The 22,574-nt window shown below is 68.8% G+C and carries 24 protein-coding genes and 1 tRNA gene; 11 read left to right on the top strand and 14 right to left on the bottom strand.

What is annotated here, in order from left to right; translation table 11 throughout:
• Positions 1-30: 30 nt before the first annotated feature.
• The 5 genes from H7F30_RS06700 to metG form a co-directional block, all read right to left on the bottom strand.
• Entirely contained in the window at positions 31-957 is a 927-nt protein-coding gene (locus H7F30_RS06700) for a 4-(cytidine 5'-diphospho)-2-C-methyl-D-erythritol kinase (RefSeq protein WP_187037537.1), read from the bottom strand.
• A gap of 9 nt (positions 958-966) precedes the next feature.
• Complete coding sequence (rsmA, locus tag H7F30_RS06695; RefSeq protein WP_118914394.1) at positions 967-1,875, bottom strand: 16S rRNA (adenine(1518)-N(6)/adenine(1519)-N(6))-dimethyltransferase RsmA; 909 nt, start codon at positions 1,873-1,875, stop codon at positions 967-969.
• A 77-nt stretch (positions 1,876-1,952) separates the two neighbouring features.
• Positions 1,953-2,840, bottom strand: a complete 888-nt coding sequence (locus H7F30_RS15005; protein ID WP_187037534.1) for a resuscitation-promoting factor — start codon at positions 2,838-2,840, stop codon at positions 1,953-1,955.
• 325 nt (positions 2,841-3,165) lie between these two features.
• Entirely contained in the window at positions 3,166-4,017 is an 852-nt protein-coding gene (locus tag H7F30_RS06685) for a TatD family hydrolase (RefSeq protein WP_187037532.1), read from the bottom strand.
• Positions 4,018-4,048: 31 nt separating this feature from the next.
• On the bottom strand, positions 4,049-5,974 hold the full coding sequence (gene metG / locus H7F30_RS06680) for a methionine--tRNA ligase (RefSeq protein ID WP_187037530.1): 1,926 nt from the start codon (positions 5,972-5,974) through the stop codon (positions 4,049-4,051).
• Between the two features lie 360 nt (positions 5,975-6,334).
• On the opposite strand from metG, the gene H7F30_RS06675 reads away from it, so the two are divergent.
• From H7F30_RS06675 to H7F30_RS06665, 3 genes are all read left to right on the top strand, one after another.
• On the top strand, positions 6,335-7,105 hold the full coding sequence (locus H7F30_RS06675) for a hypothetical protein (protein WP_187037528.1): 771 nt from the start codon (positions 6,335-6,337) through the stop codon (positions 7,103-7,105).
• Between the two features lie 106 nt (positions 7,106-7,211).
• Positions 7,212-7,820, top strand: a complete 609-nt coding sequence (locus H7F30_RS06670; protein ID WP_047312263.1) for a DUF4126 domain-containing protein — start codon at positions 7,212-7,214, stop codon at positions 7,818-7,820.
• Between the two features lie 2 nt (positions 7,821-7,822).
• Complete coding sequence (locus tag H7F30_RS06665; RefSeq protein WP_187037526.1) at positions 7,823-8,227, top strand: hypothetical protein; 405 nt, start codon at positions 7,823-7,825, stop codon at positions 8,225-8,227.
• On the opposite strand, the gene rsmI is transcribed toward H7F30_RS06665, so the two are convergent.
• On the bottom strand, positions 8,228-9,064 hold the full coding sequence (gene rsmI / locus H7F30_RS06660) for a 16S rRNA (cytidine(1402)-2'-O)-methyltransferase (RefSeq protein ID WP_231579605.1): 837 nt from the start codon (positions 9,062-9,064) through the stop codon (positions 8,228-8,230).
• Between the two features lie 121 nt (positions 9,065-9,185).
• On the opposite strand from rsmI, the gene H7F30_RS06655 reads away from it, so the two are divergent.
• The 3 genes from H7F30_RS06655 (at position 9,186) to H7F30_RS06645 (ending at position 12,655) form a co-directional block, all read left to right on the top strand.
• The gene (locus tag H7F30_RS06655; RefSeq protein WP_082128857.1) at positions 9,186-10,877 is read left to right on the top strand and encodes a dolichyl-phosphate-mannose--protein mannosyltransferase; all 1,692 of its coding nucleotides are present in this window, start codon (positions 9,186-9,188) and stop codon (positions 10,875-10,877) included.
• Between the two features lie 112 nt (positions 10,878-10,989).
• On the top strand, positions 10,990-12,447 hold the full coding sequence (locus tag H7F30_RS06650) for an amino acid permease (protein WP_187037523.1): 1,458 nt from the start codon (positions 10,990-10,992) through the stop codon (positions 12,445-12,447).
• Between the two features lie 135 nt (positions 12,448-12,582).
• A tRNA-Ala gene (locus H7F30_RS06645) sits at positions 12,583-12,655 on the top strand.
• 387 nt (positions 12,656-13,042) lie between these two features.
• Here H7F30_RS06645 and H7F30_RS06640 read toward each other — a convergent pair.
• The 7 genes from H7F30_RS06640 to galU all read right to left on the bottom strand — a co-directional run bounded on the left by H7F30_RS06640 (position 13,043) and on the right by galU (position 18,602).
• On the bottom strand, positions 13,043-13,519 hold the full coding sequence (locus tag H7F30_RS06640) for a hypothetical protein (protein ID WP_187037521.1): 477 nt from the start codon (positions 13,517-13,519) through the stop codon (positions 13,043-13,045).
• Between the two features lie 233 nt (positions 13,520-13,752).
• Positions 13,753-14,703 (bottom strand): hypothetical protein, encoded by a 951-nt coding sequence (locus tag H7F30_RS06635; protein WP_187037519.1) that lies wholly within the window; start codon positions 14,701-14,703, stop codon positions 13,753-13,755.
• An 84-nt stretch (positions 14,704-14,787) separates the two neighbouring features.
• Positions 14,788-15,369 carry a GNAT family N-acetyltransferase gene (locus H7F30_RS06630; RefSeq protein ID WP_255464983.1) on the bottom strand — a complete coding sequence of 194 codons (582 nt, stop codon included), beginning with the start codon at positions 15,367-15,369 and terminating at the stop codon, positions 14,788-14,790.
• Positions 15,370-15,386: 17 nt separating this feature from the next.
• Positions 15,387-15,881, bottom strand: a complete 495-nt coding sequence (locus H7F30_RS06625) for a molybdenum cofactor biosynthesis protein B (RefSeq protein ID WP_187037517.1) — start codon at positions 15,879-15,881, stop codon at positions 15,387-15,389.
• Entirely contained in the window at positions 15,874-16,341 is a 468-nt protein-coding gene (gene moaC, locus H7F30_RS06620; RefSeq protein WP_129665692.1) for a cyclic pyranopterin monophosphate synthase MoaC, read from the bottom strand. The genes H7F30_RS06625 and moaC overlap by 8 nt, the downstream gene beginning before the upstream one ends.
• A 1-nt stretch (position 16,342) precedes the next feature.
• Positions 16,343-17,551: a gephyrin-like molybdotransferase Glp gene (gene glp, locus H7F30_RS06615; protein WP_187037515.1), complete on the bottom strand. Its 1,209-nt coding sequence runs from the start codon at positions 17,549-17,551 to the stop codon at positions 16,343-16,345.
• A gap of 103 nt (positions 17,552-17,654) precedes the next feature.
• Positions 17,655-18,602, bottom strand: coding sequence for a UTP--glucose-1-phosphate uridylyltransferase GalU (galU, locus tag H7F30_RS06610; RefSeq protein ID WP_129665688.1), 948 nt, complete (start codon positions 18,600-18,602; stop codon positions 17,655-17,657).
• Between the two features lie 19 nt (positions 18,603-18,621).
• Here galU and H7F30_RS06605 point away from each other — a divergent pair, with 19 nt between their 5' ends.
• From H7F30_RS06605 to H7F30_RS06585, 5 genes are all read left to right on the top strand, one after another.
• Positions 18,622-19,209 (top strand): 5-formyltetrahydrofolate cyclo-ligase, encoded by a 588-nt coding sequence (locus H7F30_RS06605; protein ID WP_187037514.1) that lies wholly within the window; start codon positions 18,622-18,624, stop codon positions 19,207-19,209.
• Between the two features lie 44 nt (positions 19,210-19,253).
• On the top strand, positions 19,254-20,813 hold the full coding sequence (locus H7F30_RS06600; RefSeq protein ID WP_187037512.1) for a potassium/proton antiporter: 1,560 nt from the start codon (positions 19,254-19,256) through the stop codon (positions 20,811-20,813).
• Between the two features lie 93 nt (positions 20,814-20,906).
• Positions 20,907-21,125 carry an FmdB family zinc ribbon protein gene (locus tag H7F30_RS06595; protein ID WP_129665682.1) on the top strand — a complete coding sequence of 73 codons (219 nt, stop codon included), beginning with the start codon at positions 20,907-20,909 and terminating at the stop codon, positions 21,123-21,125.
• Between the two features lie 92 nt (positions 21,126-21,217).
• Positions 21,218-21,718: a hypothetical protein gene (locus H7F30_RS06590; protein WP_047312277.1), complete on the top strand. Its 501-nt coding sequence runs from the start codon at positions 21,218-21,220 to the stop codon at positions 21,716-21,718.
• A 119-nt stretch (positions 21,719-21,837) separates the two neighbouring features.
• Positions 21,838-22,197 carry an MscL family protein gene (locus tag H7F30_RS06585; RefSeq protein ID WP_047312278.1) on the top strand — a complete coding sequence of 120 codons (360 nt, stop codon included), beginning with the start codon at positions 21,838-21,840 and terminating at the stop codon, positions 22,195-22,197.
• A 130-nt stretch (positions 22,198-22,327) separates the two neighbouring features.
• Here H7F30_RS06585 and H7F30_RS06580 read toward each other — a convergent pair whose 3' ends face one another.
• The gene (locus H7F30_RS06580; protein WP_118914367.1) at positions 22,328-22,516 is read right to left on the bottom strand and encodes a hypothetical protein; all 189 of its coding nucleotides are present in this window, start codon (positions 22,514-22,516) and stop codon (positions 22,328-22,330) included.
• Positions 22,517-22,574 lie beyond the last annotated feature (58 nt).

Raw genomic sequence — 22,574 nt, 5'->3', positions numbered from 1 at the left:
CGGCGGGCCGCCCAAACCTGAGGGCCTGCGTCAGTCGACGACGAGCACCTGGGCGCCGTGGGGCGTCGAACTGGCGTGGACGAAGTCGTCCGCCAGGCCACCGGCTTCCAGCACGCGCCGCAGGGCGACGGCGTCCTGCCGATCCTTGAGCAGGAACGCGACCGTGGGGCCCGAACCGGAAACGAGCGCGCACAGCGCCCCCATCTCGAGGCCCATCTCCATGAGCGGGCGCAGTGACGGCATGAGCGACAGGGCGGCCGACTCGAGGTCGTTGTGCATGGCGAGCGCGACGCCGTGCACGTCACCCGAACGCAGGCTCGCGAGCAAACCGTCGGACGGCTGCGGCTCGGGCACGTCCTCACCCTCGCGCAGCCGGTCGCACTCGGCGTACACGGACGGGGTCGAGAGCCCCTCGTGTGTGAGCGCGAACAGCCACTCGAAGGTGCCCGTGGCGAGCACCGGGACGATCTGCTCGCCGCGTCCCGTACCGAGCGCAGTACCCCCGGTGAGAGCGAACGGCACGTCGGATCCGAGCTCGGCGGCGATCTCCTCGAGCTCGTGTCGGCGCAGGCCGAGCCCCCACAGGGTGTCGCACGCGACGAGGGTGGCGGCCGCGTCGGCCGAACCGCCAGCCATGCCGCCGGCCACCGGGATGGCCTTGACGATACTGATCGCGCACCGCTCCTCGACGTCGAAGCGCTCGGCGAGCAGCGCCGCCGCGCGGTAGGCGAGGTTGGTCTCGTCCGTGGGCACCTTGTCCTCGCCGACGCCCGTGACGCTGACGGAGAACTCGGCGTCCGGCGTCACCGTCACCTCGTCGAAGATGTCGACGGCGTGGAACGTGGTGGCGAGGTCGTGGAAACCGTCGTCGCGCGACGGACCGACCCGCAGCTCGAGATTCACCTTGGCGGGAACCCGAACGACGACCCGGGTGGCACGTGCGATCTCAGCGGTCATGCCCCCACCCTATGCACGCGGCGTGTCGCCCATGGCCTCTCGCGCTGCGGCGATGGCCGCGAACTCCTCGATGCCGAGGCGTTCACCGCGGGTGCGCGGGTCGATGCCGGCCGCGACGAGCGCTGCCTCGGCCTTGTCGGCACCGCCGGCCCACCCCGCCAGCGCGGCCCGCAGCGTCTTGCGACGCTGCGCGAACGCCGCGTCGATGCAGGCGAAGACGCTCTCGCGCGACGCGCTCGTCGTCGGCGGCTCGCGGCGCGCCATCGCGACGAGACCGGAGTCGACGTTGGGAGCGGGCCAGAAGACATTGCGCCCGACACGGTCGGCGAGGCGGACATCGGCGTACCAAGCCGCCTTGACGCTCGGGACACCGTAGACCTTGCTGCCTGGCTCGGCCGCGAGGCGCTGCGCCACCTCGAGCTGCACCATGACGAGCACGCGCTCGAGGGAGGCGAAGAACTCGAGGAAGTTGAGCACCACCGGCACCGACACGTTGTACGGCAGGTTCGCGACGAGCGCCGTCGGCTCGTGCGGCAACGACGTGACGGTGAGCGCGTCGGCCTGGACGAGGGTGAGCTTGTCGGCATCGGCCGGCGCGAACGTCTCGACGGTGGCGGGTAGCTGCGCCGCGAGGTTCGGATCCACCTCGATGGCCGTGACGCCGGCGACCTGCGGCAGCAACGCGAGCGTCAAGGACCCGAGCCCCGGGCCGACCTCGACGACGTGGTCGCCCGGGCCCACCCCGGCGAGGCGCACGATCTTGCGCACCGTGTTCGGGTCGATGACGAAGTTCTGCCCCCACGTCTTCGTCGGGCGAACCCCGAGACGCTCGGCGAGCGCCCGAATGTCAGCGGCCGACAGCAACCCCCGCGTCTCGCCGGGCTCGGTACGTGCAGCCTGCGCGGCGTCGTCAACCATGCGCCCACCCTATCGGGCATGCGAGAAGCGGCCGCCTCCCGAAGGAGACGACCGCTTCGTCACGAACGACCTGTTGGTCAGCGCTTGTGGCAGACCGGCCAAGCGCCCGGGCCCTGCACGGCGAGGACCTTGTCGGCGATCGCCATCTGCTGCGCCGGGGTGGCGAGGTCGGCGCGCGGCGCGTACGCCGTACCGCCGAAGCCGGCCCACGTCTGCTGCGTGAACTGCAGACCACCGTAGAAGCCGTTACCGGTGTTGATGCTCCAGTTGTTGCCCGACTCGCACGAGGCGATGCGGTTCCAGTAGCCGGAGCGCGAGCTGCCGCCGGGAGCCGCGGACTGCTGCTTCTTGGGTGCGGACTGCTGCTTCTTCGGTGCGGACTGCTGCGTCACAGCCTGACGGGCCTGCGAGCGCGAGACCTGCTTCTGAGCCTGCGGCTGGGCGGCCTGGGCCTGACCCGTGCCGATCGTGATGACGCGGCGCACGGCGCTCTTGGTCACCTTGGAGTCGATCGCCTTCGAGGAGACGACACGCTCGCCCTTCTTGGCGGAGCGGTACGTGACGGTGGCGGCGCCGTCGCGGCCGGCCTGCGTCACCTTGGACGTGCCCTTGGGCATGTCCTTGCTGTAGACGTAAACCGTCTTGTTCGGGACGGCCTCGACCTGGGTCCAGTTCACGTACGTGAGAGCCGGGGCGGCCTGGCGGGCCTGCGAGCGCGAAGCGCGCTTGGAGTCGTTCTTGGTGGCCTGCGTCTGCTTGGACGTGGCGCTCTCCGACGGCTTCGCCGAGGACGTGCTCGGGGACGGCGTGGAGGAGGAGGTGCTCGACGAGCTCGAGCTGATCGTGGGAACGTCGGACGCCGTGTTCGAGTCGGACGTGCCGCAGGCAGCGAGCGTCGAGGCTGCCGCAACAGCAGCGACGGCGGCGAGCGAGCGGGACGTGGTGCGGCTGGTGAGGTTGGTCATCATGCTCCGATGTCGTAGGTCCCGGCACTGGGCGCACGCGCACGCTGCGGTAACAGCGGGAAGGCTGACGTTCCTGATGAGAACGTGGCCGAAGCCCCCTTCGAGGGGCGGCGCGTCCGGTGATCCAGACTCGGGCGAACCCGATACACCTTGCCGAAAGCACGGGCACGGATCAAACCAAGGTAACGAAAATGTAACGCGAGGCGGGCAGGGCCACTCTGAAACACGCGCTATCGCAGGCGAAAAGCCGTGCGTGTGGCGTTCGTCATATCATCGGCTCCTATCGATGCCTCGAGCGACTCGGACCTGCCGGGGTACGAGGCGTTCACCACGGTCCGTAGACGCGCTCCGAGTTCTCGCTCAGGGCCGCGCAGAGCGTTGAGACGTCGACGTTCTTGACCTCGGCCAGGGCCCGGACGGTGAGGGGCACGAGCGCGGGGGCGTTCGTCGCGCCACGGTGCGGCGACGGCGTCAGATACGGAGCGTCCGTCTCGACGAGCAGGTTCTCGAGCGGAACCTGGGCCAGGACGTCGCGCAGATCACGCGCGTTCTTGAACGTGACGACGCCCGCCACCGAAACGAAGTAGCCGCGCTCGACGCACTCGCGCGCCATCTCGACGTCACCGCTGAAGCAGTGCAGCACCGTCACGTCCGGCGCGCCGTCCTCGGCGAGGATGCGCATGACGTCGTCGTGCGCGTCACGGTCGTGGATCTGCAGTGCCTTGCCGAGCTTCTTCGCGAGGGCGATGTGCCAGCGGAAACCGCTCTGCTGCACGGCGATGCCGTCGGGGCCGGTGCGGAAGTAGTCGAGGCCCGTCTCCCCCACCGCGCGCACACGGGAGTGCTGGGCGATGCGCTCGATCTCGACGTACGCCGCGTCCAACTCGCCCGCCTCGGCGAGCTTCGGCACCTCGTTGGGGTGCAGCGCGACCGCGCCGAGAAGCTCGGGGTGCTCGTCGATGACGCGTTCGGTGAAGCGCGCTCCGTCGAGATCGCACCCGACCTGCACCATGCGGTCGACGCCGACCGCCACCGCTTCGTCGATCGTGCGGCGAACGTCGGGCGTCGGCGCCCCGTCACGGCTGATGTCGAGGTGCGTGTGGTTGTCGACGACGGCCAGCGGCAACGGTTGAGGCGCCTCCGGCTTGTCGCGGTACGTGCGGTTCTCGTCGTTCATCGCCCCTCCTCGCGGGGTGTTCGCCCTCGGCTCAGGCCGAGGCGTTCATCCGCTCGAGTTCCTCGTCGACGACCGACGGGTCGAACTTCTTGAACGCAGGCTTCGGCTTGGCGACCGGCGTGCCCGGCGTGATGTCGCGCGGCTGCCAGCACGGCGTGTTCGAGTACTCGCCCGTGATGATGCGGTACGGGCGGCCGTCGTCGAGGTCGGTGACCTCCTTCGCCACCGGCATCGGCATGAACTCGCCCTCGCCGCCCATGACCTCGTGCACGAGGTTGGCCGAGAACGGCACGAACGGCGCCATCATCGTGTTGAGGTCGACGACACACTGAGCCAGCGTGTGCAGCACCGTCGCGAGACGTTCGCGCTGATCGTCGCCCTTGAGCTTGAACGGCTCCGTCACGGTGACGTAGCGGTTGGCCTCACCGACGAGGCGCATCGTCTCCGTGAGCGCCGCCTTGAGTCGGTTGCGCTCGATGAGCGATCCGACGGTGGCGAAGCCGCCGCGCACCTGCTCGAGCACGGCGCGATCGACGCCCTCGAGCTCGCCCGGGGACGGGATCTCACCGAAGTTCTTGTGGATCATGTTCGCCGTGCGGTTGACGAGGTTGCCCCAGCCCGCGACGAGCTCGGAGTTGTTGCGCTGCACGAACTCCGCCCACGTGAAGTCGGCGTCCTGCGCCTCCGGCCCGGCCGCACAGATGAAGTAGCGCAGCGGATCCGGGCCGTAACGCTCCACGACGTCCTTGACGTAGATGACGTGCCCGCGGCTCGTGGAGAACTGCTTGCCCTCCATCGTCATGAACTCGGAACTCACGACCTCGCTGGGCAACTCCAGGCGACCGAACTCGCTCACCGAACCGCCCTTCGAGCCCTCACCGTTCGCACCGAGAAGCTCCGCAGGCCAGATCTGACTGTGGAAGGTGATGTTGTCCTTCCCCATGAAGTACTTCGAGATGATCGCTCCTTCGTCGCGATCATCGCGAAGTACTTCTGATGTCTTCTGGGCGCCGCTCCTCGCTGCGCTCGCCGCGTCACCGGTGCTCGCTTCGCTCGCGGCCGCGGTCTGGTCGACGAGCTGGCGCGCCACGTCGGCGTTCCACCACTCGCGCCACTTGTCGGGCTCGCCGAGGCGGCGCGCCCACTCGATGGACACCGACAGGTAGCCGACGACGGCGTCGAACCACACGTAGAGGCGCTTCGTCGGCAGGTCGCGCCAGCCGTCGAGCGGCACCGGGATGCCCCAGTCGATGTCGCGCGTCATGGCGCGCGGACGGATCTCCTTGAGGATGTTCTGGCTGAACTTGATGACGTTCGGGCGCCACGAGCCCGCCGCCTCACGGCCGTCGAGCCATGCCGCGAGGGCGTCGGCGAGGGCCGGAAGGTCGAGGAAGAAGTGTTGCGTCTCGATGAACTCCGGCGTCTCGCCGTTGATCTTCGACTTCGGGTCGATGAGATCGGTGGGGTCGAGCTGGTTACCGCAGTTGTCGCACTGATCGCCGCGCGCCTCGGGGTACTTGCAGATCGGGCAGGTGCCCTCGATGTAGCGGTCGGGCAGCGTGCGGCCGGTCGACGGGCTGATGGCGCCGCTCGTCGTCTGCTCGACCATGTAGCCGTTCTCGTGCAGGGCGAGGAACAGTTTCTGCACGACGTCGTAGTGGTTGGCCGTCGTCGTGCGGGTGAACAGGTCGTACGACAGGCCGAGGCCGACGAGGTCGTCGACGATGATGCTCGCGTTCTCGTCCGCGAACTCCTGCGGGGTCTTGCCCGCCTTCTCCGCCATGATGACGATCGGGGTGCCGTGCTCGTCCGTACCCGACACCATGAGGACGTCGTGGCCGGCCATCCGCATGTAGCGGCTGTAGACATCGGAGGGCACACCGAAACCGGCGACGTGCCCGATGTGACGGGGGCCGTTGGCATACGGCCAGGCAACAGCGGAAAGCACCTTGGTCATGCGGGCCAGTCTAGGAGGCGCCGACAAATCAGCCCCGTGGCGTTCACGACAGGCCGATTCTGTAGTCGTTGCGCGTCATAGGTGACGCGCAACGACTACAGAATCGGGTTGTCCACAGGGGCTCTGCGGGCGGGCCGCTGCTCGGGTCACTCTGGGGTGCATGGAGTCCTCGTCCCGGCTGGTCGCCGAACTCGCGCGTGAGTTGGCGATGCCCCGTTCGGCGTCGTGTCGCGGCGGCAACTGAACGCCGCCGGCATCGATCGTCACGCGATACGGACGCAGGTTCGTGCCGGGCGGTGGGCACCCCACGGCGCCCACGCCCTTCGAATCCACGACGCACCGTGGTGCCCGGTGCGGAGCGTGATCATTAGCAGCGTTCTCAATGCCGGCGCCTCGGCGTGGGCCGACGGTGAGGCGGCCCTCGTCCTCGCGGGCTTCGAGGGATGGCGCTCGTCGCGTATTGATGTCGGGCTTCCGCGAGGCTCACGAGGGCGCGCCGAGGGCGCTGTTCCGCCGGATGTCGAGTCCGGGTTCTCGCGCGGCGGGCCGCGCAGCGCGACGATCCACCACCACTGCCTGGCAGCCGTTCCGCGACTCCTGCCGCACCCCGTCGCCCGGGCGCACCCGTCCGTTGCCGCACTCCGTGCTGCAGCGTGGGCTGCGAGCGATCGGCAAGCCGCAACGCTCCTCGCGATGACGGTGCAGCAGCGCATCGTCCGCGCCGATCAGCTCGTCAACGCCCTCACGCTCCTACCGAAGCTGCCGCGTCGTGCGCTCATCACGGGGGTCCTTGCCGACATCACGGGCGGGAGTGAATCGATGGGTGAGCTCGACTTCGTCCGCGCATGCCGCCGCCGACGGTTGCCCGTGCCGAGCCGTCAGGTCACGCGTCACGGCGCCGGCGGCCGGATCTACCTCGATGTGCTCTGGGAGGAGGCCGGTCTCGTCGTCGAGGTGGACGGCGCGCACCACTTCGTCGGCGACGCCCCGATTGCGGACGCGCTGCGTCAGAACGACGTGACGCTCCAGAACCTCACGGTGCTACGCATCCCGCGCCTGGCGCTCCGGGTCAATCCCGAACCGTTCTTCGCCCAGATCGAACGGATCCTCACGGACCGAGGGATTCTGTAGACGTTGCGCGTCATATATGACGCCGAACGTCTACAGAATCGGGGAATAGGGGTGCATGTGCCACAGTTGTCGCAATGTTTTGACGCTTTGACGACAAGGGACGCCCATGTTCGCTGCACTGACCGGTGCGGGACTCTCCGCTGCGGCAGGCCTCAACGCCTACATCCCGTTCCTCCTCGTGGCGCTCCTCGCGCGCTTCACGGACGTCGTCAACCTGCCGGCCGGGTTCGAGTGGGTCGAGAGCACGTGGGCCATCGTCATCGGGGCGGTCCTTCTCATCGGCGAGGTGGTCGTCGACAAGATCCCGGCCCTCGACTCCGTCAATGATGCCCTCGGCACCGTCGTGCGTCCCGCGTCCGGCGCGGTCGTGTTCGCCGCCACCGCCGCGGCCGCCGACCTCGACAGCTCCGCCTGGATGACCGATCACCCGTGGGCCGGCCTCATCGGCGGCGCCATCGTCGCGGGCATCTTCCACACCGGCAAGGCTGCGGCCCGACCCGTCGCGAACGCCGGAACGGCGGGCTTCGCCGCCCCTGTCCTGTCCACCGCCGAGGACGCCGCCGCCGTCACCCTGAGCCTCGCCGCCGTCTTCGCGCCGGTGCTGGCTCTCGTCCTGCTGCTCCTCGTCGCGTGGATGCTCTGGCGCGCGTGGCGCAGCGTCGTGCGCATGCGTGAGCGACGAGCCGATCGGCGCCGCGCCGCCGGGGTGGTCTGACGATGGCCTTCCCCCGACTCGACCTCGACCCGGACATCGAAGGTCGCATCCGACGCCGTCGGCGTATCCGCAACGTCCTCATCGGAGCCGTCCTGGCGGTCACCGTCATTGCCGGCGTGCAGACGTGGCGCAACGTCACCCACGAGAAGTCGACGGCGCACGTGGCGACGAAGACGGTCACCGTCATCTCCGCCGAGCGCAAGGGCGACGACGTTCACGTCCGCGCCCGCCTCGACGCGCCGTCACCTGCGGGCACCTCGCACGAACTCGAGGGCGTCGTGCCGGCGTCGACGTGGAACCTGACGAAGGTGCTGTGGGCGTGCTACCCGCCGAGCGACCCCGACCGCGGTGAACTGCGCACTCCGCTCGACCCCGACTGCACGAACTTCGTCAAGAACCTCGACTGATCAGCGCGCCGCGATGCTCGCGTCGTAGAGCGCCTTCTTCGACAGGCCCGTGGCCTCCGCGACCTGGGCACACGCGTCCTTGAGGCGCACGCCGCCACTCGCGAGATCGAGCACGGTGGCGACGCCGTCCTCGAGCGAGACCTCCTTCGCAGCACCGCCTTCGACGACGACGGTGATCTCACCCCGCGCCCCCTCGACGGCCCATTCGGCGAGTTCCGCGAGAGCGCCGCGGCGCACCTCCTCGTACGTCTTCGTCAGCTCACGGCAGACGGCGGCGCGACGCTCGCCGCCGAACGCCTCCGCCATCGCCTCGAGCGTCGCGGCCAACCGGTGCGGCGCCTCGAAGAAGACCATCGTGCGCTGCTCGTCCGCGAGGCCCGCCAGCATGCGCGAACGCTCCCCCGCCTTGCGCGGCGGGAACCCCTCGAAGCAGAACCGGTCGACGGGCAGGCCCGACACCGCGAGCGCCATGAGCACGGCCGACGGCCCGGGCACACACGTCACCGCAAGGTCGCGCTCGACGCACGCCGCGACGAGGCGATACCCCGGGTCGGAGACGCTCGGCATACCGGCGTCCGTGACGAGCAGGACGCGCTCGCCGGCGGCGATGCGCTCGACGATCTCCGGCGTGCGTCGGGCTTCGTTGTGCTCGTGGTAGCTCAGCATCGTGCCGCTCGGCGTGACGCCGAGGGCGTCGCACAGTCGCTTCGTGCGGCGCGTGTCCTCGGCCAGGACGACCGGCGCATCGGTGAGTTCCTGCGCGAGGCGCGGCGCGGCGTCTGCGGGGTCACCGATCGGGGTGGCGGCCAAGACGAGGGCGCCCTCGGACAACGAGATCTGCTTCACCGGCCCATCGTGTCACGGCTCGTGCACGCGCTCCGGTCGCACCGATTAGGCTCGGGGCGCAAGGTTCCAGGCCCGGCGCACGCCGCCGGACGACCTCTGAGGACGGCCCACGGTGAATGCGAGCACGAGCGTCGAGCCCGACGACGAATCGGCGACTGCCGAGCCCGCCACCGACGTTTCGCGCGAAGAACTCGATCTGCGCCGCCGTCTGCTCGGCGAACCGCTCACCGCGAAGGCGAAGCTGTGGGGCTGGATCGGCCCCCTGATCGTCACCGTTCTGGCCGGGTTCCTACGCCTGTGGGATCTCGGGCGACCGCACCAGCTCGTGTTCGACGAGACGTACTACGTCAAGCAGGGCTGGTCGATGATGCTCTACGGGCACGAGCGCAAGGTGCCCGAGAACATGCCCGAGCCCGACGCGTTCTTCACGCACAACCAGGTCGCCACCGTCTACGGGCCGGAGCCGGACTTCATCGTCCACCCGCCGTTCGGCAAGTGGGTCATCGGCGCCGGTGAGCACCTGTTCGGCATCACATCCTCGTTCGGGTGGCGCATCTCCGTCGCGCTCGCCGGCACGCTTGCGGTGCTCCTCGTCGGGCGTGCCGCCTGGCACCTGTTCCGTTCCGCCACCCTCGCGACGATCGCCGCGATCCTCACCGCGTTCGAGGGCATGGAGTTCGTCATGTCGCGCACGTCGGTGCTCGACGGGCTCGTCAGCTTCTGGGCGCTCGCCGCGTTCGTCGCGATCCTCGCCGACCGTGACCGCACCCGTCGCCTGCTCGCCCACAAGGTCGCCACGCTCAAGAACGACGGCACGTGGGACGGCGACGACAAGATCGGCCAGCGGCTGCGCCTCGGCGGGCCGTCGCTCGGTCTGCGTCCGTGGCGTTGGGTCGCCGCCGTCTGCCTGGGCCTCGGCATGGCGACGAAGTGGTCGGACGGCTTCTACCTCGTCGCCCTCGGGCTCGTGAGCGTCTTCTGGGATCTGGGCGCCCGCCGCGCCATCGGGGCGCGCCGCTGGTTCTCGAGCACGATCGTCAAGGACGGCTTCACCGGCGCGCTCATCATGGTGCCCGTGGCCTGCCTGACGTACCTGGTCACCTGGGCCGGCTGGCTGCGCTCCACCGACGGTTGGGGTCGTCACTGGGCCGAACAGAACCCTGCGACGAAGGACACCGGCTTCTCGCCCGACTCGAGCCTCTTCGGGTGGATGCCGGACGCCCTGCGGAGCCTGTGGCAGTACCACATCCAGATGTACGACTCGGCGAAGAGCATCACCTCGCCGCACACCTACCAGTCGAACCCGTGGACCTGGATGGCGCAGACGCGCCCCACGTCGTTCTTCTACGAGAGCCCGGCCAGGGGCGTCGAGGGGTGCGGTGTCAACGAGTGCTCGAAGGCCATCACGTCGCTCGGCAACGTGAGCATCTGGTGGGCCGGTATCGGCGCCATCCTCGTGTGCCTGTTCATGTGGGCGTTGCGCCGCGACTGGCGCCCCGGCGTCCTGCTCGCCCTCATCGCGGCCGGCTGGCTGCCCTGGTTCGGCTACCAGGAGCGCACGATCTTCACGTTCTACGCCGTCGTTTTCGCGCCCTACGTCATCCTCGCGGTGACGTACTGTCTCGGCCTCATCCTCGGCCCGGCGCACGCCTCGCTCAAGCGTCGACGTATCGGCGCGGGGGTGGTCGGCGCGTACGTCGTGCTGGCCGTCGGCGTCTTCATCTTCTTCTGGCCGATCTACACGGCCCAGGTCATCCCGCACAGTCACTGGAGCTGGCGGATGTGGCTACCGTCCTGGATCTGACGGGCCCTCGGCTTCGGGGCCCGAGCACGTCAGGTCACGATCCCGGCACGATCGCCGAGACTTCGATTGTGCATATTGCCGTGGGGCAGGTGCCGGGTGCAGAGTGCGACGCATGAACGCACCCCAGCCTGACTCCGACGGTCCGTCGGCCCTGAGCAGCGGCCTCAAGCCGCGGCACGTCACGATGATCTCGATCGCGGGCGTCATCGGCGCCGGCCTCTTCGTCGGTTCGGCCGCAGCGATCAAGCTGGCAGGCCCGTCGGTTCTCATCTCCTACGCGCTCGCCGGGACGCTCGTCGTCCTCGTCATGCGCATGCTCGGCGAGATGGCGACGGCGAACCCCGACTCGGGTTCCTTCTCCGTCTACGCCGACCGCGCGCTGGGGCGCTGGGCCGGGTTCTCGATCGGCTGGCTGTACTGGTGGTTCTGGGTGCTCGTCATCCCGGTCGAGGCCACGGCCGGCGCGAAGATCCTCTCCGGCTGGATCGACTGGCCCCAGTGGGTGTTCGCGTTCATCATCACGGCGTTGCTCACGGTGACGAACCTGTTCTCCGTCGCGAACTACGGCGAGTTCGAGTTCTGGTTCGCGCTCGTCAAGGTGCTCGCCATCGTCGGGTTCATCGGCCTCGGTGTGTTTGCGATCCTCGGCCTGCTCCCCGGTTCACACACATCCGGCTTGAGCGGCTTCACCGACTACGGCTTCTTCGCCGACGGCTGGAGCGGCGTGCTCGCGGCCATGCTCACAACGATGTTCACCTTCATGGGCACGGAGATCGTGACGATCGCCGCGGCGGAGTCGAACAACCCCGTCGAGGGCATCCGCAAGGCCGTGAACTCCGTCATCTGGCGTATTTCGCTGTTCTACCTGGGCTCGATCTTCGTCGTCATCGCGCTGACGAAGTGGAACAGCGCTTCGCTGCAGGAGAACGGTTCCTACCAGGAGGCGCTCAACAACATGGGGTTGAGCAAGTTGGCGACGGTGCTCGCGTTCGTCATCCTGACGGCGGTTGCGTCGTGTCTGAACTCGGCGCTCTACACGGCCAGCCGCATGGCCTACAGCCTCGGTCAGCGCGGCGACGCACCGAAGGCCTTCGCCTCGACGAACAAGCGCGGCGTGCCGCAGGTGGCCATCCTGGCGTCCGTGGCGGTGGGCTTCCTCGCGGTGTTCGGCAACTATCTGCTGCCCGAGAAGATCTTCACGTACCTGCTGTCGACGTCTGGCGCGATCGCACTGTTCGTCTACATCGTCATCGCCGTGACGCAGCTGCGCGCACGCGCGGCGATGGACAAGGCGGGCGCGCGCCCGGCCGTCCGCATGTGGGCGTTCCCTGTGCTGACGTACGTGACGATCGCGTTCATCGTGTTCACGCTGGGCGCGATGGCGCTGCGCGAGGACCAGCAGCTCAACCTGTTCCTGACGATCGGCCTCGCGGCTGTCGTCATCGGGGTCGGTGTGGCGAAGCACGGCTTCCGTGGGGGCAGCGAGGACGAGATCATCAGGGCCGTCGAGTCGGCCGATACTGCCCATGTGGCCGACGACGTCGCGCCGTCCGGGCCGCCGAGGGTCTGACGCTCGGGGTTGCTCGTGCGGGCGTGCCCGCTCTTCGTTCGCGGAGGGCGGGCCCCGTTGTGTGCGCGAGGTTTCGGCTCGCCGACACCGGTTGGCCGAGTGTTCACCTCGGTGGTAACGTGTCACTCGCTTCAAGGGGCTATGGCGCAGTTGGTAGCGCGTCTCGTTCGCAATGAGAAGGTCTGGGGTTCGAATCCCCATAGCTCCACAGGTACGCCGAAGGGGCCGGACACGCTTTTCGTCCGGCCCCTTCGGCGTACCCATCGACATGGCGATTCGAGGAGCCGCCGCAGCGGAGCGAGGTCGGCGGAGTCCCCATAGCTCCACCAACGTCAGAACGGCCAGGACACGCTTCTCGTCCTGGCCGTCCTGGCCGTCCTGGCCGTTCTGACGTTTATCGAACTCTGTGATTCGAGGAGGAGGGCGAGCGCCAGCGAGCCCGACGGAGTCCCCATAGCTCGCGGAGGGGAACCCACCCCAGTGGCCGCCTCCCGCAAGAAGGGCCGAAACTTCCCTTCTTGCGCGCAACCCGGCCCCTTGGACACCACAAGGGAAGGATCCTTCCCGCCCTGTGCAGGAGCTGCGAGGGCGAGCGTCAGGCACCCGGTCGACATCTCCGAGACACCCGCGTCACATTCGCGTGGACGCCGCCCCGCGCTGGCCGCGCACGATGCTCCTCACGGCGAACGTCACGAGGATCAGCCAGGCGAGTAGCGCCAGCGGGATGAAGCAGGTGGCCGTACGCACTCGGCCGGTCCCAGCTGTATTGGCCGGAGCCGAGGCGGTACACCTCGACTTCCTCCCCCATCCGCCTGTCACCCTCGATGAACCCCAGCCGGCGATCATCGAAATAGATCGCCAGCCGCGGAGACTTTCCTGCCCCGCCGCCCGAGAACCGGTCCGTGACCACGCCGTGCACCTTCACCGGCTCGGTGGCGCGGTCTTGCACGGCCTGACGCCAGGCCATCGCTCCGATGCCGCAGAACGCCACGGTGGCGACGGCGAGCAACCCGATGAGGAACACTGCGGCCGATCGCTTCATCGGTCGGTCGGTCGTCGTGCGCGATGACATGGCCGAAATCGTGCGAATCCTGGACGCGGACACCCGACTCAGGCACCCCTCGTCTGCAGAACTCACAACCTTGGGCCTTGTTCGCCGAGCATGGCCGTCGGCAGGCCTACAAGGCCCAACCTTGGGAGTTTTCCGCCGCCACAGGGCGACCCACGCAGCAGCCAGCCCGCGACAGACGAAGGCGCCCACCGCTTCACAGCGACGGGCGCCTTCGTCAGGACGTTGCGCCGGGGTCAGCCGGCGCGGTAGACCTCGGGCAGCTCGTCGTAGTCCTCGTCGAGGGCCATGCCATCGAAGGGAATCTCGTCGACGGGTGCGTTCTCGTAGCGGGCGGCGAGCGGGCGGGTGTCGGTCTCGTCGACCGTGGCCGCAGGCGCAACCTCCTCGCGCTCTGCCTTGGCCTTCATCGTGTACGTCGGACGCGGGACGTCGACCGGCGCCCACTGGCGTGCGTCGAACACCTCGGCCTCGGCCTTCGCGACGGCGTCCGTGTGCGTCTCGGTCTCGACGACCTCGACAGCTTCCTCACGCTCGACCGGCGTCTGCGCAACGAGCGGCGAACGCTTCGTCGAGGTGGCAGCCGGAGCGGCAGCCTTCGCGGTCGGCGCCGCGGTGGCGGACTTCGTCGGACCCTCGGCGGACGCCTTGGGCGCGCGCACCGGACGAGCGGCCGGCTTGGCCGCGCGAGCCTGACGTGCCGCGATGGCGCTGCGGCGCAGCCACACGACGACGCCACCGACAGCAGCGAGACCGAGCAGCGGCGTCCACGCCGGCACGACACCGAACGGCGCGAGCACGACGGTGAGCACGAGGAGTGCCAGAGCGGCGAGGAGCGCGCCGGCCTTCACCTCCGGGGAAGAGAGGGAAAGACCACCGACGCGCTTCGTCGCCTTCGACGTGGAAGCGGCAGCAGGAGCGACCGATTCGGTGCCAGCAGCGTCAGCAGCGGGCTTGGCACCCTTGACCGAGACCTGGGGGCGAAGCAGCGTCGGCTTCGCCTCCTCGTCGCGACGAGTCGCTTGCGCCTTCACCGGCGTTCGACGTTCGAGCATCCTCATCGCCTCCGAGAATCGGTCGACGGTGCGGGCGGTTGCGAGGTCTTCGCGGCGCCGCACCCAGTGCTGGAGCATGTAGGCAGCCCACACGGCAAAGATGACGAAGAAAATCAGGCTGCTGGATCTCACGTCACAAAGGCTATGGGTCGAACACATCACAACGAGTGAGACACGCCGGGCGTGTCGCGCCTCGTTCCTGACGGGTTTCGGGTATCAGCCCGAAAGTCGCCCCACGAGACCGCCCGCACCGACCTCGTCGGCCGTCACCGCGAAGGTGCGGTGATCACGCCACTCCCCCGCGATGTGAAGGAAAGAACGGCGCACGCCCTCGTCGCGGAGTCCGAGTTTCTCCACCACCCGAAGCGAATTCACGTTCTCGGGGCGCACGTTGATCTCGATGCGGTGCAACCGTTCGACGCCGAAGCAGTGGTCGATCGCCATGGCCACCGCGGCCGGCGTGATGCCTCTGCCCGCGTATCGCTCGGCGATCCAGTACCCGATGGTGCCGCCTTGCTGGGCGCCGCGCACGATACTGAACACGTGCACCTGACCCGCCAGGCGCCCGTCGACGGTGAGGACCCACGGCAGCAGACGTCCCGCGCGCCCTTCGGCATCCTGGAAGGCGATGGCCTTGCGGTAGCTCAACGCCTGCTGCGGGTAGGGGTTCGTCGAATCCCACGGCCCCGTCCACGCGCTGCTCTCGCGGCGCAACGCGCTCCACTCCTCGCGGTCACGACGAGGATGTAGGGGCCGCAACTCGATGCGCGAACCGCTCCAGGCGCCACCGATCGTCACAGGCCACGGACGTCGGCTCAATGCGCACCGCCGTGCAACTGGTCGAGAACGTGGTCGAGGACGCCGTCGAGCACGGCGAGACCGTCCTTCACGCCGCCCTTCGACCCGGGCAGATTGACGACGAGCGCCCGGCCCGTCGCGTTGGCCGACGCGGCAACGCCAGCGAGACCGCGCGACAGAACCGCCGTCGGGATGCCCGCCGCAACACCGCGAGCGCGCACCGCCTCGGCGAGACCGGGAAGGTCGGCCAACAGGTGGGGGCGCGTCTGCTCCGGGGTGGCGTCGCTCGGCGCGACGCCGGTGCCACCCGTGGTGATGACGACGTCGGCGCCCACGCCGAGGGCCGCGCCGATCGCGGTGCCCACCGCGTCGCCGTCGGGAACGACCTGGGAGGCGACCTCGAATCCCCGGCCCTCGAGCCAGCTCACGATGGCCGGCCCCGTCTCGTCCTCGTACTGCCCAGCCGCGGCGCGCGTGGAGCACGTCACGACGACAGCGCGGGCGTCACTCATGCCAGTCACCGCTTCGGCCACCCGACTTCGCGACGACCCGCACGTCCGTGATGCGCGCGTGCTTGTCGACCGCCTTGACCATGTCGATGAGCGCGAGCGCCGCGACGCTGACGCACGTGAGCGCCTCCATCTCGATGCCGGTGCGGTCCGCGGTGACCACGGTGGCGCGGATGTCGACGCCGTCGTCGGCCACGTCCAGATCGACCTCGACGCCGTGCACAGCGATGGGGTGCGCGAGCGGGATGAGCTCCGGCGTGCGCTTGGCCGCCTGAAGGCCCGCGATGCGCGCGACGGCGATGGCGTCACCCTTGGGCACTGCGCCGTCCCGCAGAGCGGCAATGGCGTCGGGGTGCAGGAGCACCCGCCCGGCGGCCGAGGCAGAGCGCTGCGTCACGGCCTTGCCCGCCACGTTGACCATGTGCGCGCTGCCGTCGGCCCGCACGTGCGTGAGATCGCTCATGTCACTCCTTCGTCAGCAGCATCTGGATGTCGAGCTCGTCGTCCGCCTGAACCACGTCGACGTCGGCAGGTACGAGGGCGAGCGCGTTCGCCTCGGCCAGTTCGCCGAGGTGATGCGAGCCTTGGCGTGAGTTCGGGTGGATGACGAGGCGCCCCGAATCGTCACGACGCACCGCGACCCGCGCGAACTGCGCACGCCCGGGCGGCGACGTCCACCCGCGCTCGACCACGGCGCGCTCGCACTCGCGGGGAGGGCGCCCACCCATGGCGTCGAGCGTCGGAAGGACGAAGACGTGGAAGGAGACCAGCGTGCTCATCGGGTTGCCGGGCAGGGTGAAGACGGGCACGCGGCGCTCGCCGAGCAGCCCGAACCCCTGCGGCTTGCCCGGCTGCATCGCAACCTTGTCGAACGTCACGTCGCCGGCCTCGATGAGCGCCTCCTTGACGACGTCGAACGCGCCGGCGCTCACGCCGCCTGTCGTGATGACGACGTCGGCGCTCTCCACGACCCGCTCAAGCAGGTCCGAGACGGCCCGGGCATCGTCGGGCAGGTGTGCCTGTTCGACGAGTTGCGCCCCCGCGGCCTCGACGAGCGCGGCGAGCATCGGGCCGTTGGAGTCGTGGATCTGGCCGTGGGCGAGTTCGCTTCCGGCCGCCCGCAGTTCGTCACCGGTGGAGACGACGACAACGCGCGGCCGCGCGACGACATCTACCTGCGTGACGCCGCTCGATGCGAGCACCGCCACGTGGTGCGGCGCCACGTGCGTACCCCGCGGCAGGAGCAGGTCGCCCACCCGTACGTCCTCGCAGGCATGACGGATGTGGTTGCCCGGCGTGGCCGCCGCCTCGAACCGCACACGCTCCACGCCACCGTCGGTCAGCTCCACCGGCACGACGGCGTCCGCTCCCTCGGGCATGGGTGCGCCCGTCATGATGCGCCAGGTCGAACCGGGCTCACAGCTCAGGGAGCGAGTGTCTCCGGCAGCGATGTCACCGACGACGGGTAGCTCACAGGGCTCGTTCACGTCGGCGGAGTGCACGGCGTAGCCGTCCATCGCCGAGTTGGTGAACGCCGGGAGCTCGACGGCACTCCTCACGTCCGCAGCGAGCACACGTCCGAGCAGCGATCCGCCGGACACAGCGAGACGCTCCACCCGCGGCGCAGGCGCCGCCGCGAGGATGCGCGCGCGATGGTCGTCGTGGGAGATCACCCCGACATTGTGCCGCTCATCACCGACAACCGGCCACACGAAGAGATCCGCCCCGGCGGCGTCCCTCGCGGGGGGCGCTGCCGGGGCGGCTCGAAGCAGGGGGTCAGGCGCGCTTCTCGTTGCCCTTGCCCTCGTCCGTGGTGACCCACTCCTGCAGCCACGACCGGAAGTCGTCACCGAAGTCGTGGTGACGAACGCCGAGTCGCACGACGGCCTTGAGGTAGTCGAGACGGTCACCCGTGTCGTAGCGGTTGCCCTTGAACACGACGCCGACCACGCCCGCGCCGTCACCCGTGGCGTTCGCACGCTCCTGCAGAGCGTCGGTGAGCTGGATCTCGCCGCCGCGGCCCGGCTCGGTGCGCTCGAGCACCTCGAAGATCGACGGGTCGAGCACGTACCGGCCGATGATGGCCAGGTTGCTCGGTGCCTCCTCGGGCGAGGGCTTCTCCACGAGGCCCTTGACGCGCACGACGCCCGAGGTCTCACCGTCGATCTGCTCCACCTCGGCACAGCCGTAGAGGTTGATCTGTTCGGCCGGAACCTCCATGAGGGCCACGACGGAACCGCCGTGCTTGAGCTGCGCCTCGATCATCTCCTCGAGGAGGTGATCACCCTCGTCGATGAGGTCGTCACCGAGCAACACGGCGAACGGCTCGTCACCCACGTGGTTCTTGCCGATGAGCACGGCATGGCCCAACCCCTTCGGCTCGCCCTGACGAACGAAGTGCACGTCGCCCAGATCGTTGGACTTGCGCACGCGCTTGAGGCGCTTCTCGTCGCCCTTGCGCTCGAGGGCCTGCTCGAGCTCCCAGTGGCGGTCGAAGTGATCTTCCAGGGAGGCCTTGGAACGGCCGGTGATCGTCACGATGTCGGGCACGCCCGCACGGACGGCTTCTTCCACCACGTACTGGATGGCCGGCTTGTCGACCACCGGCAGCATCTCCTTCGGGATGGCCTTCGTGGCGGGCAGGAAGCGGGTACCGAGGCCGGCGGCCGGGATGACGGCCTTGCGCGCACGGCGTCGGATGGCGGGCGTCGTCGATTCAGTCATGTCTCCTAGGCTACTCGTCATGGGTGACAACGACGCTTCCACGAAACCGGAGGTGAACGCGGCGTCACGGGAGGCTAAGCGTGCCGTCCGGCGCACGTTGCGCGCCGCGCGACGGGCCCGCCGTGACATGGGTGAGACATCCGAGCGTGAGGCCGACGGGCGGCGATTGCTCCGTCTCGCGGAACCGGCGTTGCGCGCCGCGTCGTGCGTCGCCACCTTCGAGCCGCTCGACACCGAGTCGAATCTCGAACCGCTCAACGCGCGCCTGTTGGAGAACGGCCGAGTCATCGTCCCCATCACCCTCGAGGACCTCGATCTGTCGTGGCGCGACCTCGCAACCGGTGAGGATCTCGGCAAGGACGCCATTGCGCTCGCCGACGTCGTCGTGGCACCCGCCCTTGCCATCGGAGCGTGCGGGGAGCGGCTCGGGCAAGGAGGCGGCTGCTACGACCGAGCGCTCCCCCGGCGCCGTGAGGGAACGCCCGTCATCGCCGTCGTCTTTCCGGACGAGTTCGGCGTCGACTTCCCCACGCAGGCCCACGACGAGCGCGTCGACGCCGTGCTCACCGTGAACGGGCTCACGTGGTTGCGCGAGCCCCTGAGATAATGCCGAGCGACGACGAACGGTGAGCGGGTAGGAGGGGGCGGCGCATGATTGCATCAGCGGCCGGCACGGGCTTCGGTACCGACGACCTTCCCTTCGTTCTTCTCGTCGGTTCTCTGGTTCTCCTCGTCGCGGTCGCCGCGGTGCGCCTGGCCAACCGCTCCGGGCTGCCGACCCTGCTGATCTACCTCGCGATCGGCGTCGTGCTCGGCGAGGGCGGCTTCGGCATCGACTTCTCCAACGACAACCTCACTCAGGTTCTCGGCTACGCCGCACTCGTGCTCATTCTCATCGAGGGCGGCCTGACGACGGAATGGCGCAGCATCCGCTCGTCCGTGGCCCCGGCACTGCTCCTGTCGACGCTCGGCGTCCTCGTGTCCGTCGGCGTGGTCGGCGCACTCACCCACTGGTTGCTCGACCTGGGGTGGTCGACCTCGCTCCTGCTCGGCACCATCGTCAGCTCCACAGACGCCGCGGCCGTCTTCTCCGTGCTGCGCAAGGTCCCTCTCCCGCACCGCCTCACCGGCGTGCTCGAAGCCGAGTCGGGCTTCAACGACGCCCCCGTCGTCCTCCTCGTGGTGGCGCTGGCCAGCGAGGTCGTACCCGGCGGCGAGCACCACACCATTCTCGAACTCGCCGGAACGGCTGTCTTCGAACTTGCTGGCGGCGCGCTCGTCGGCCTGCTCGTCGGCTGGGTGCTGGGCTCACTCTCGCAACGCATCGCGCCGGGCTCGTCCGGCCTGTTCGCCATCGGCGTCGTCGCGGGTGGCGTCTTCGCGTACGCCGCAGCCGCGACGGTCCACACGAGCGGCTTCATCGCCACTTATCTCGCCGCGCTCGTTCTGGGGAACATGAACATCCCACACCGTCAGGCGGTACGCGGGTTCGGTCAGGCCCTCGGGTGGCTCGCACAGATCGGTCTGTTCGTTCTCCTCGGGCTGCTCGCATCGCCGTCACGCCTCGCCGACCAGCTCGTGCCGGCAATCGTCGTCGGATTCGTCCTCCTCCTCATCGCGCGCCCGGCGTCTGTTCTCGTGTCGATGACGCCGTTCGGTTTCTCGTGGCGCGAGCAGGTCTTCCTGTCCTGGGCCGGACTGCGCGGCGCGGTACCCGTCGTTCTCGCGACCGTGCCGCTGACGCTCGGCGCGTCCGACACGCGATGGATCTTCGACCTCGTCTTCGTGCTCGTCATCGTCTTCACCCTGTTGCAGGCCCCGACCCTGCCGTTCGTCGCCAAACGCCTCGGCATCGACGAGCAGGCCCACACCGTCGAGCTGGAGGTCGAGAACACGCCCCTGACGGACCTCGGTGCCGACATGCTCCAGGTCAAGGTGGGCCCGACCTCACGCCTCATCGGCGTGCGCGTCTACGAACTGCGCCTGCCGGTCGGAGCCAACGTCACCCTCGTCGTCAACGGTGACGAGGGATACGTCCCGAACGAGCGCAGCGTCCTGCGCGCCGGCGACCAACTCCTCGTCGTGACGAAGGAGTCGGTGCGTGGTCTCGCCGCCCAGCGCATTCGTGAAGTGAGCGCGGGTGGCCGCCTGGCCGGTTGGCGTACCGACACCGGCCCGGACACCGAGCATGCCGGGACCGGTCACTCCTGAGCTTCGCGGGGCGAGAGCGGCCACCCCCGCCCCCTGCCCTACGATGACGCTCGAAAGAACGAGCGCCCGCCGTTCGCCCTGTTGGAGGAGACCATGCCCACCTATGTCTACGCCTGCAAGAACTGTGGCCACCGCTTCGAGGAGCGGCAGTCCTTCTCCGACCCGGCGTTGACGACGTGCCCGGTGTGCTCGGGCGACCTGCGCAAGGTGTTCGACGGCGTCGGCGTGACGTTCAAGGGCAGCGGTTTCTACCGCACGGACAGCCGTTCCGGCTCGGGCGAGGGCAGTTCGTCGAGTTCGTCCAGCGACTGACTTTTCCCCAACCCTGACGGCCGGTAAGCCTCTTCCACAGGGCACGGGGCGTCCCGCGTGACCCGCAACTGCCACGCGCCTAGCGTCGACATATGCCCAGCCTGCGCGATCTCGACGTCGTCCACCGCCTCAATGCGCCCACCCGAGCCGCCGCCACGAGGCGACGTCGACTCCGCAAACTCGGCGCCTGCGTCTGCCTCGCCGCTGCCGCCCTCGTGGCCACCGGCGGTGGAACCCACGACGTCCCTGCCTCCTCGTCCCCCTCGTCCGGCGCGTCGACAACCGACAACTCCGAACGCCCTGAGCTGCGCGGCCGACAGTTCGTGACGATCGACGCGGACGCCGCACTAGCGGACCGACTGACTCGCACCTCACGCGTCGACGTCTGGGCACCGGACGGCACGCGCCTCACCTCGGCGGCGCCAGTCGTACCACCATTCGAGACAAAGTCCCGCAGCGCGGACGTGTCGAATCGAGTCGATCGAGCACCTGTTCTCGTGGCCCTCACGCCGCCCGACGTGATGAAAATTGCGCGTCATACCAATGATGGACACTCGTCCTGGTCAGATCTGTTCGTCACGGTCAGTCCTTGACCCGCCCGGTTATCACGAATTCCGACACGCTGGGGGATTCCCGCGTTTCTTTGTGTCTCACCTGGATGGGTACGCTCACCTCGCACCTTTTCACTGGTACTGAGTAGTAAGGAGAAGCCATGAAGGGCTTCAAGGACTTCATCATGCGCGGCAACCTCATCGAGCTTGCCGTCGCGTTCATTATGGCGGGCGCCTTCGCAAAGGTCGTCGAGGCCTTCGTCAACGTCGTCATGAGCCTCATCGGCAAGCTCGGCGGCACGCCGGACTTCAACAACTGGAAGCCGGGCGACGTTCCGGTGGGCGCGTTCCTCACGGTTCTCGTCGCTTTCCTCATCCTCGCTTTCGTCGTGTACTTCTTCATGGTCAAGCCGTACGAGGCTGCCAAGGCCCGCTTCGAGAAGCCGGCCGACGTCGAGGACACGGAGATCTCCGTCCTCGCCGAGATCCGCGACGAGCTGCGCGCGCAGCGTCGCGTCTGAGCTTCACGCTCATCCCGAGGTCACTGACCCTCTGACGCGAAAGGGCGTCGACACCATCACGGTGTCGACGCCCTTTCTCGTGACCGCGCGCTCGGATCGTTTCGCGACTCGTTCGCGACGCCCGGGCCACTCAGTCCCAGTGCGGTGGACGCTGCTCGAGGAACCACCGATCCCGCTCGTTCAGGCGCGGCTTCTCGGCTGCCCCCTTCGCCTCGGATTCGTCCGTGCTCACGGGCGAAGGCGGCGTCTGGGTCTCGGGTTCCCGGCGAGCGAGCCACTCGGCCCAATCCGCCTCCGGCGTGGCGGAGGCGGCGGGCATGACCGATCCGGTCTGGGCAGCCGTGGCGCGACGAGGACCGCGACGCGGTGGCCGCCCA

Origin of the sequence: Dermacoccus sp. PAMC28757, from assembly GCF_014302635.1 — a bacterium.
In the GTDB taxonomy this organism is placed as follows: Bacteria; Actinomycetota; Actinomycetes; order Actinomycetales; family Dermatophilaceae; genus Dermacoccus; species Dermacoccus abyssi.
Note: the sequence above shows the minus strand (reverse complement) of the source record. Positions and strands in the feature narration are given on the sequence as shown.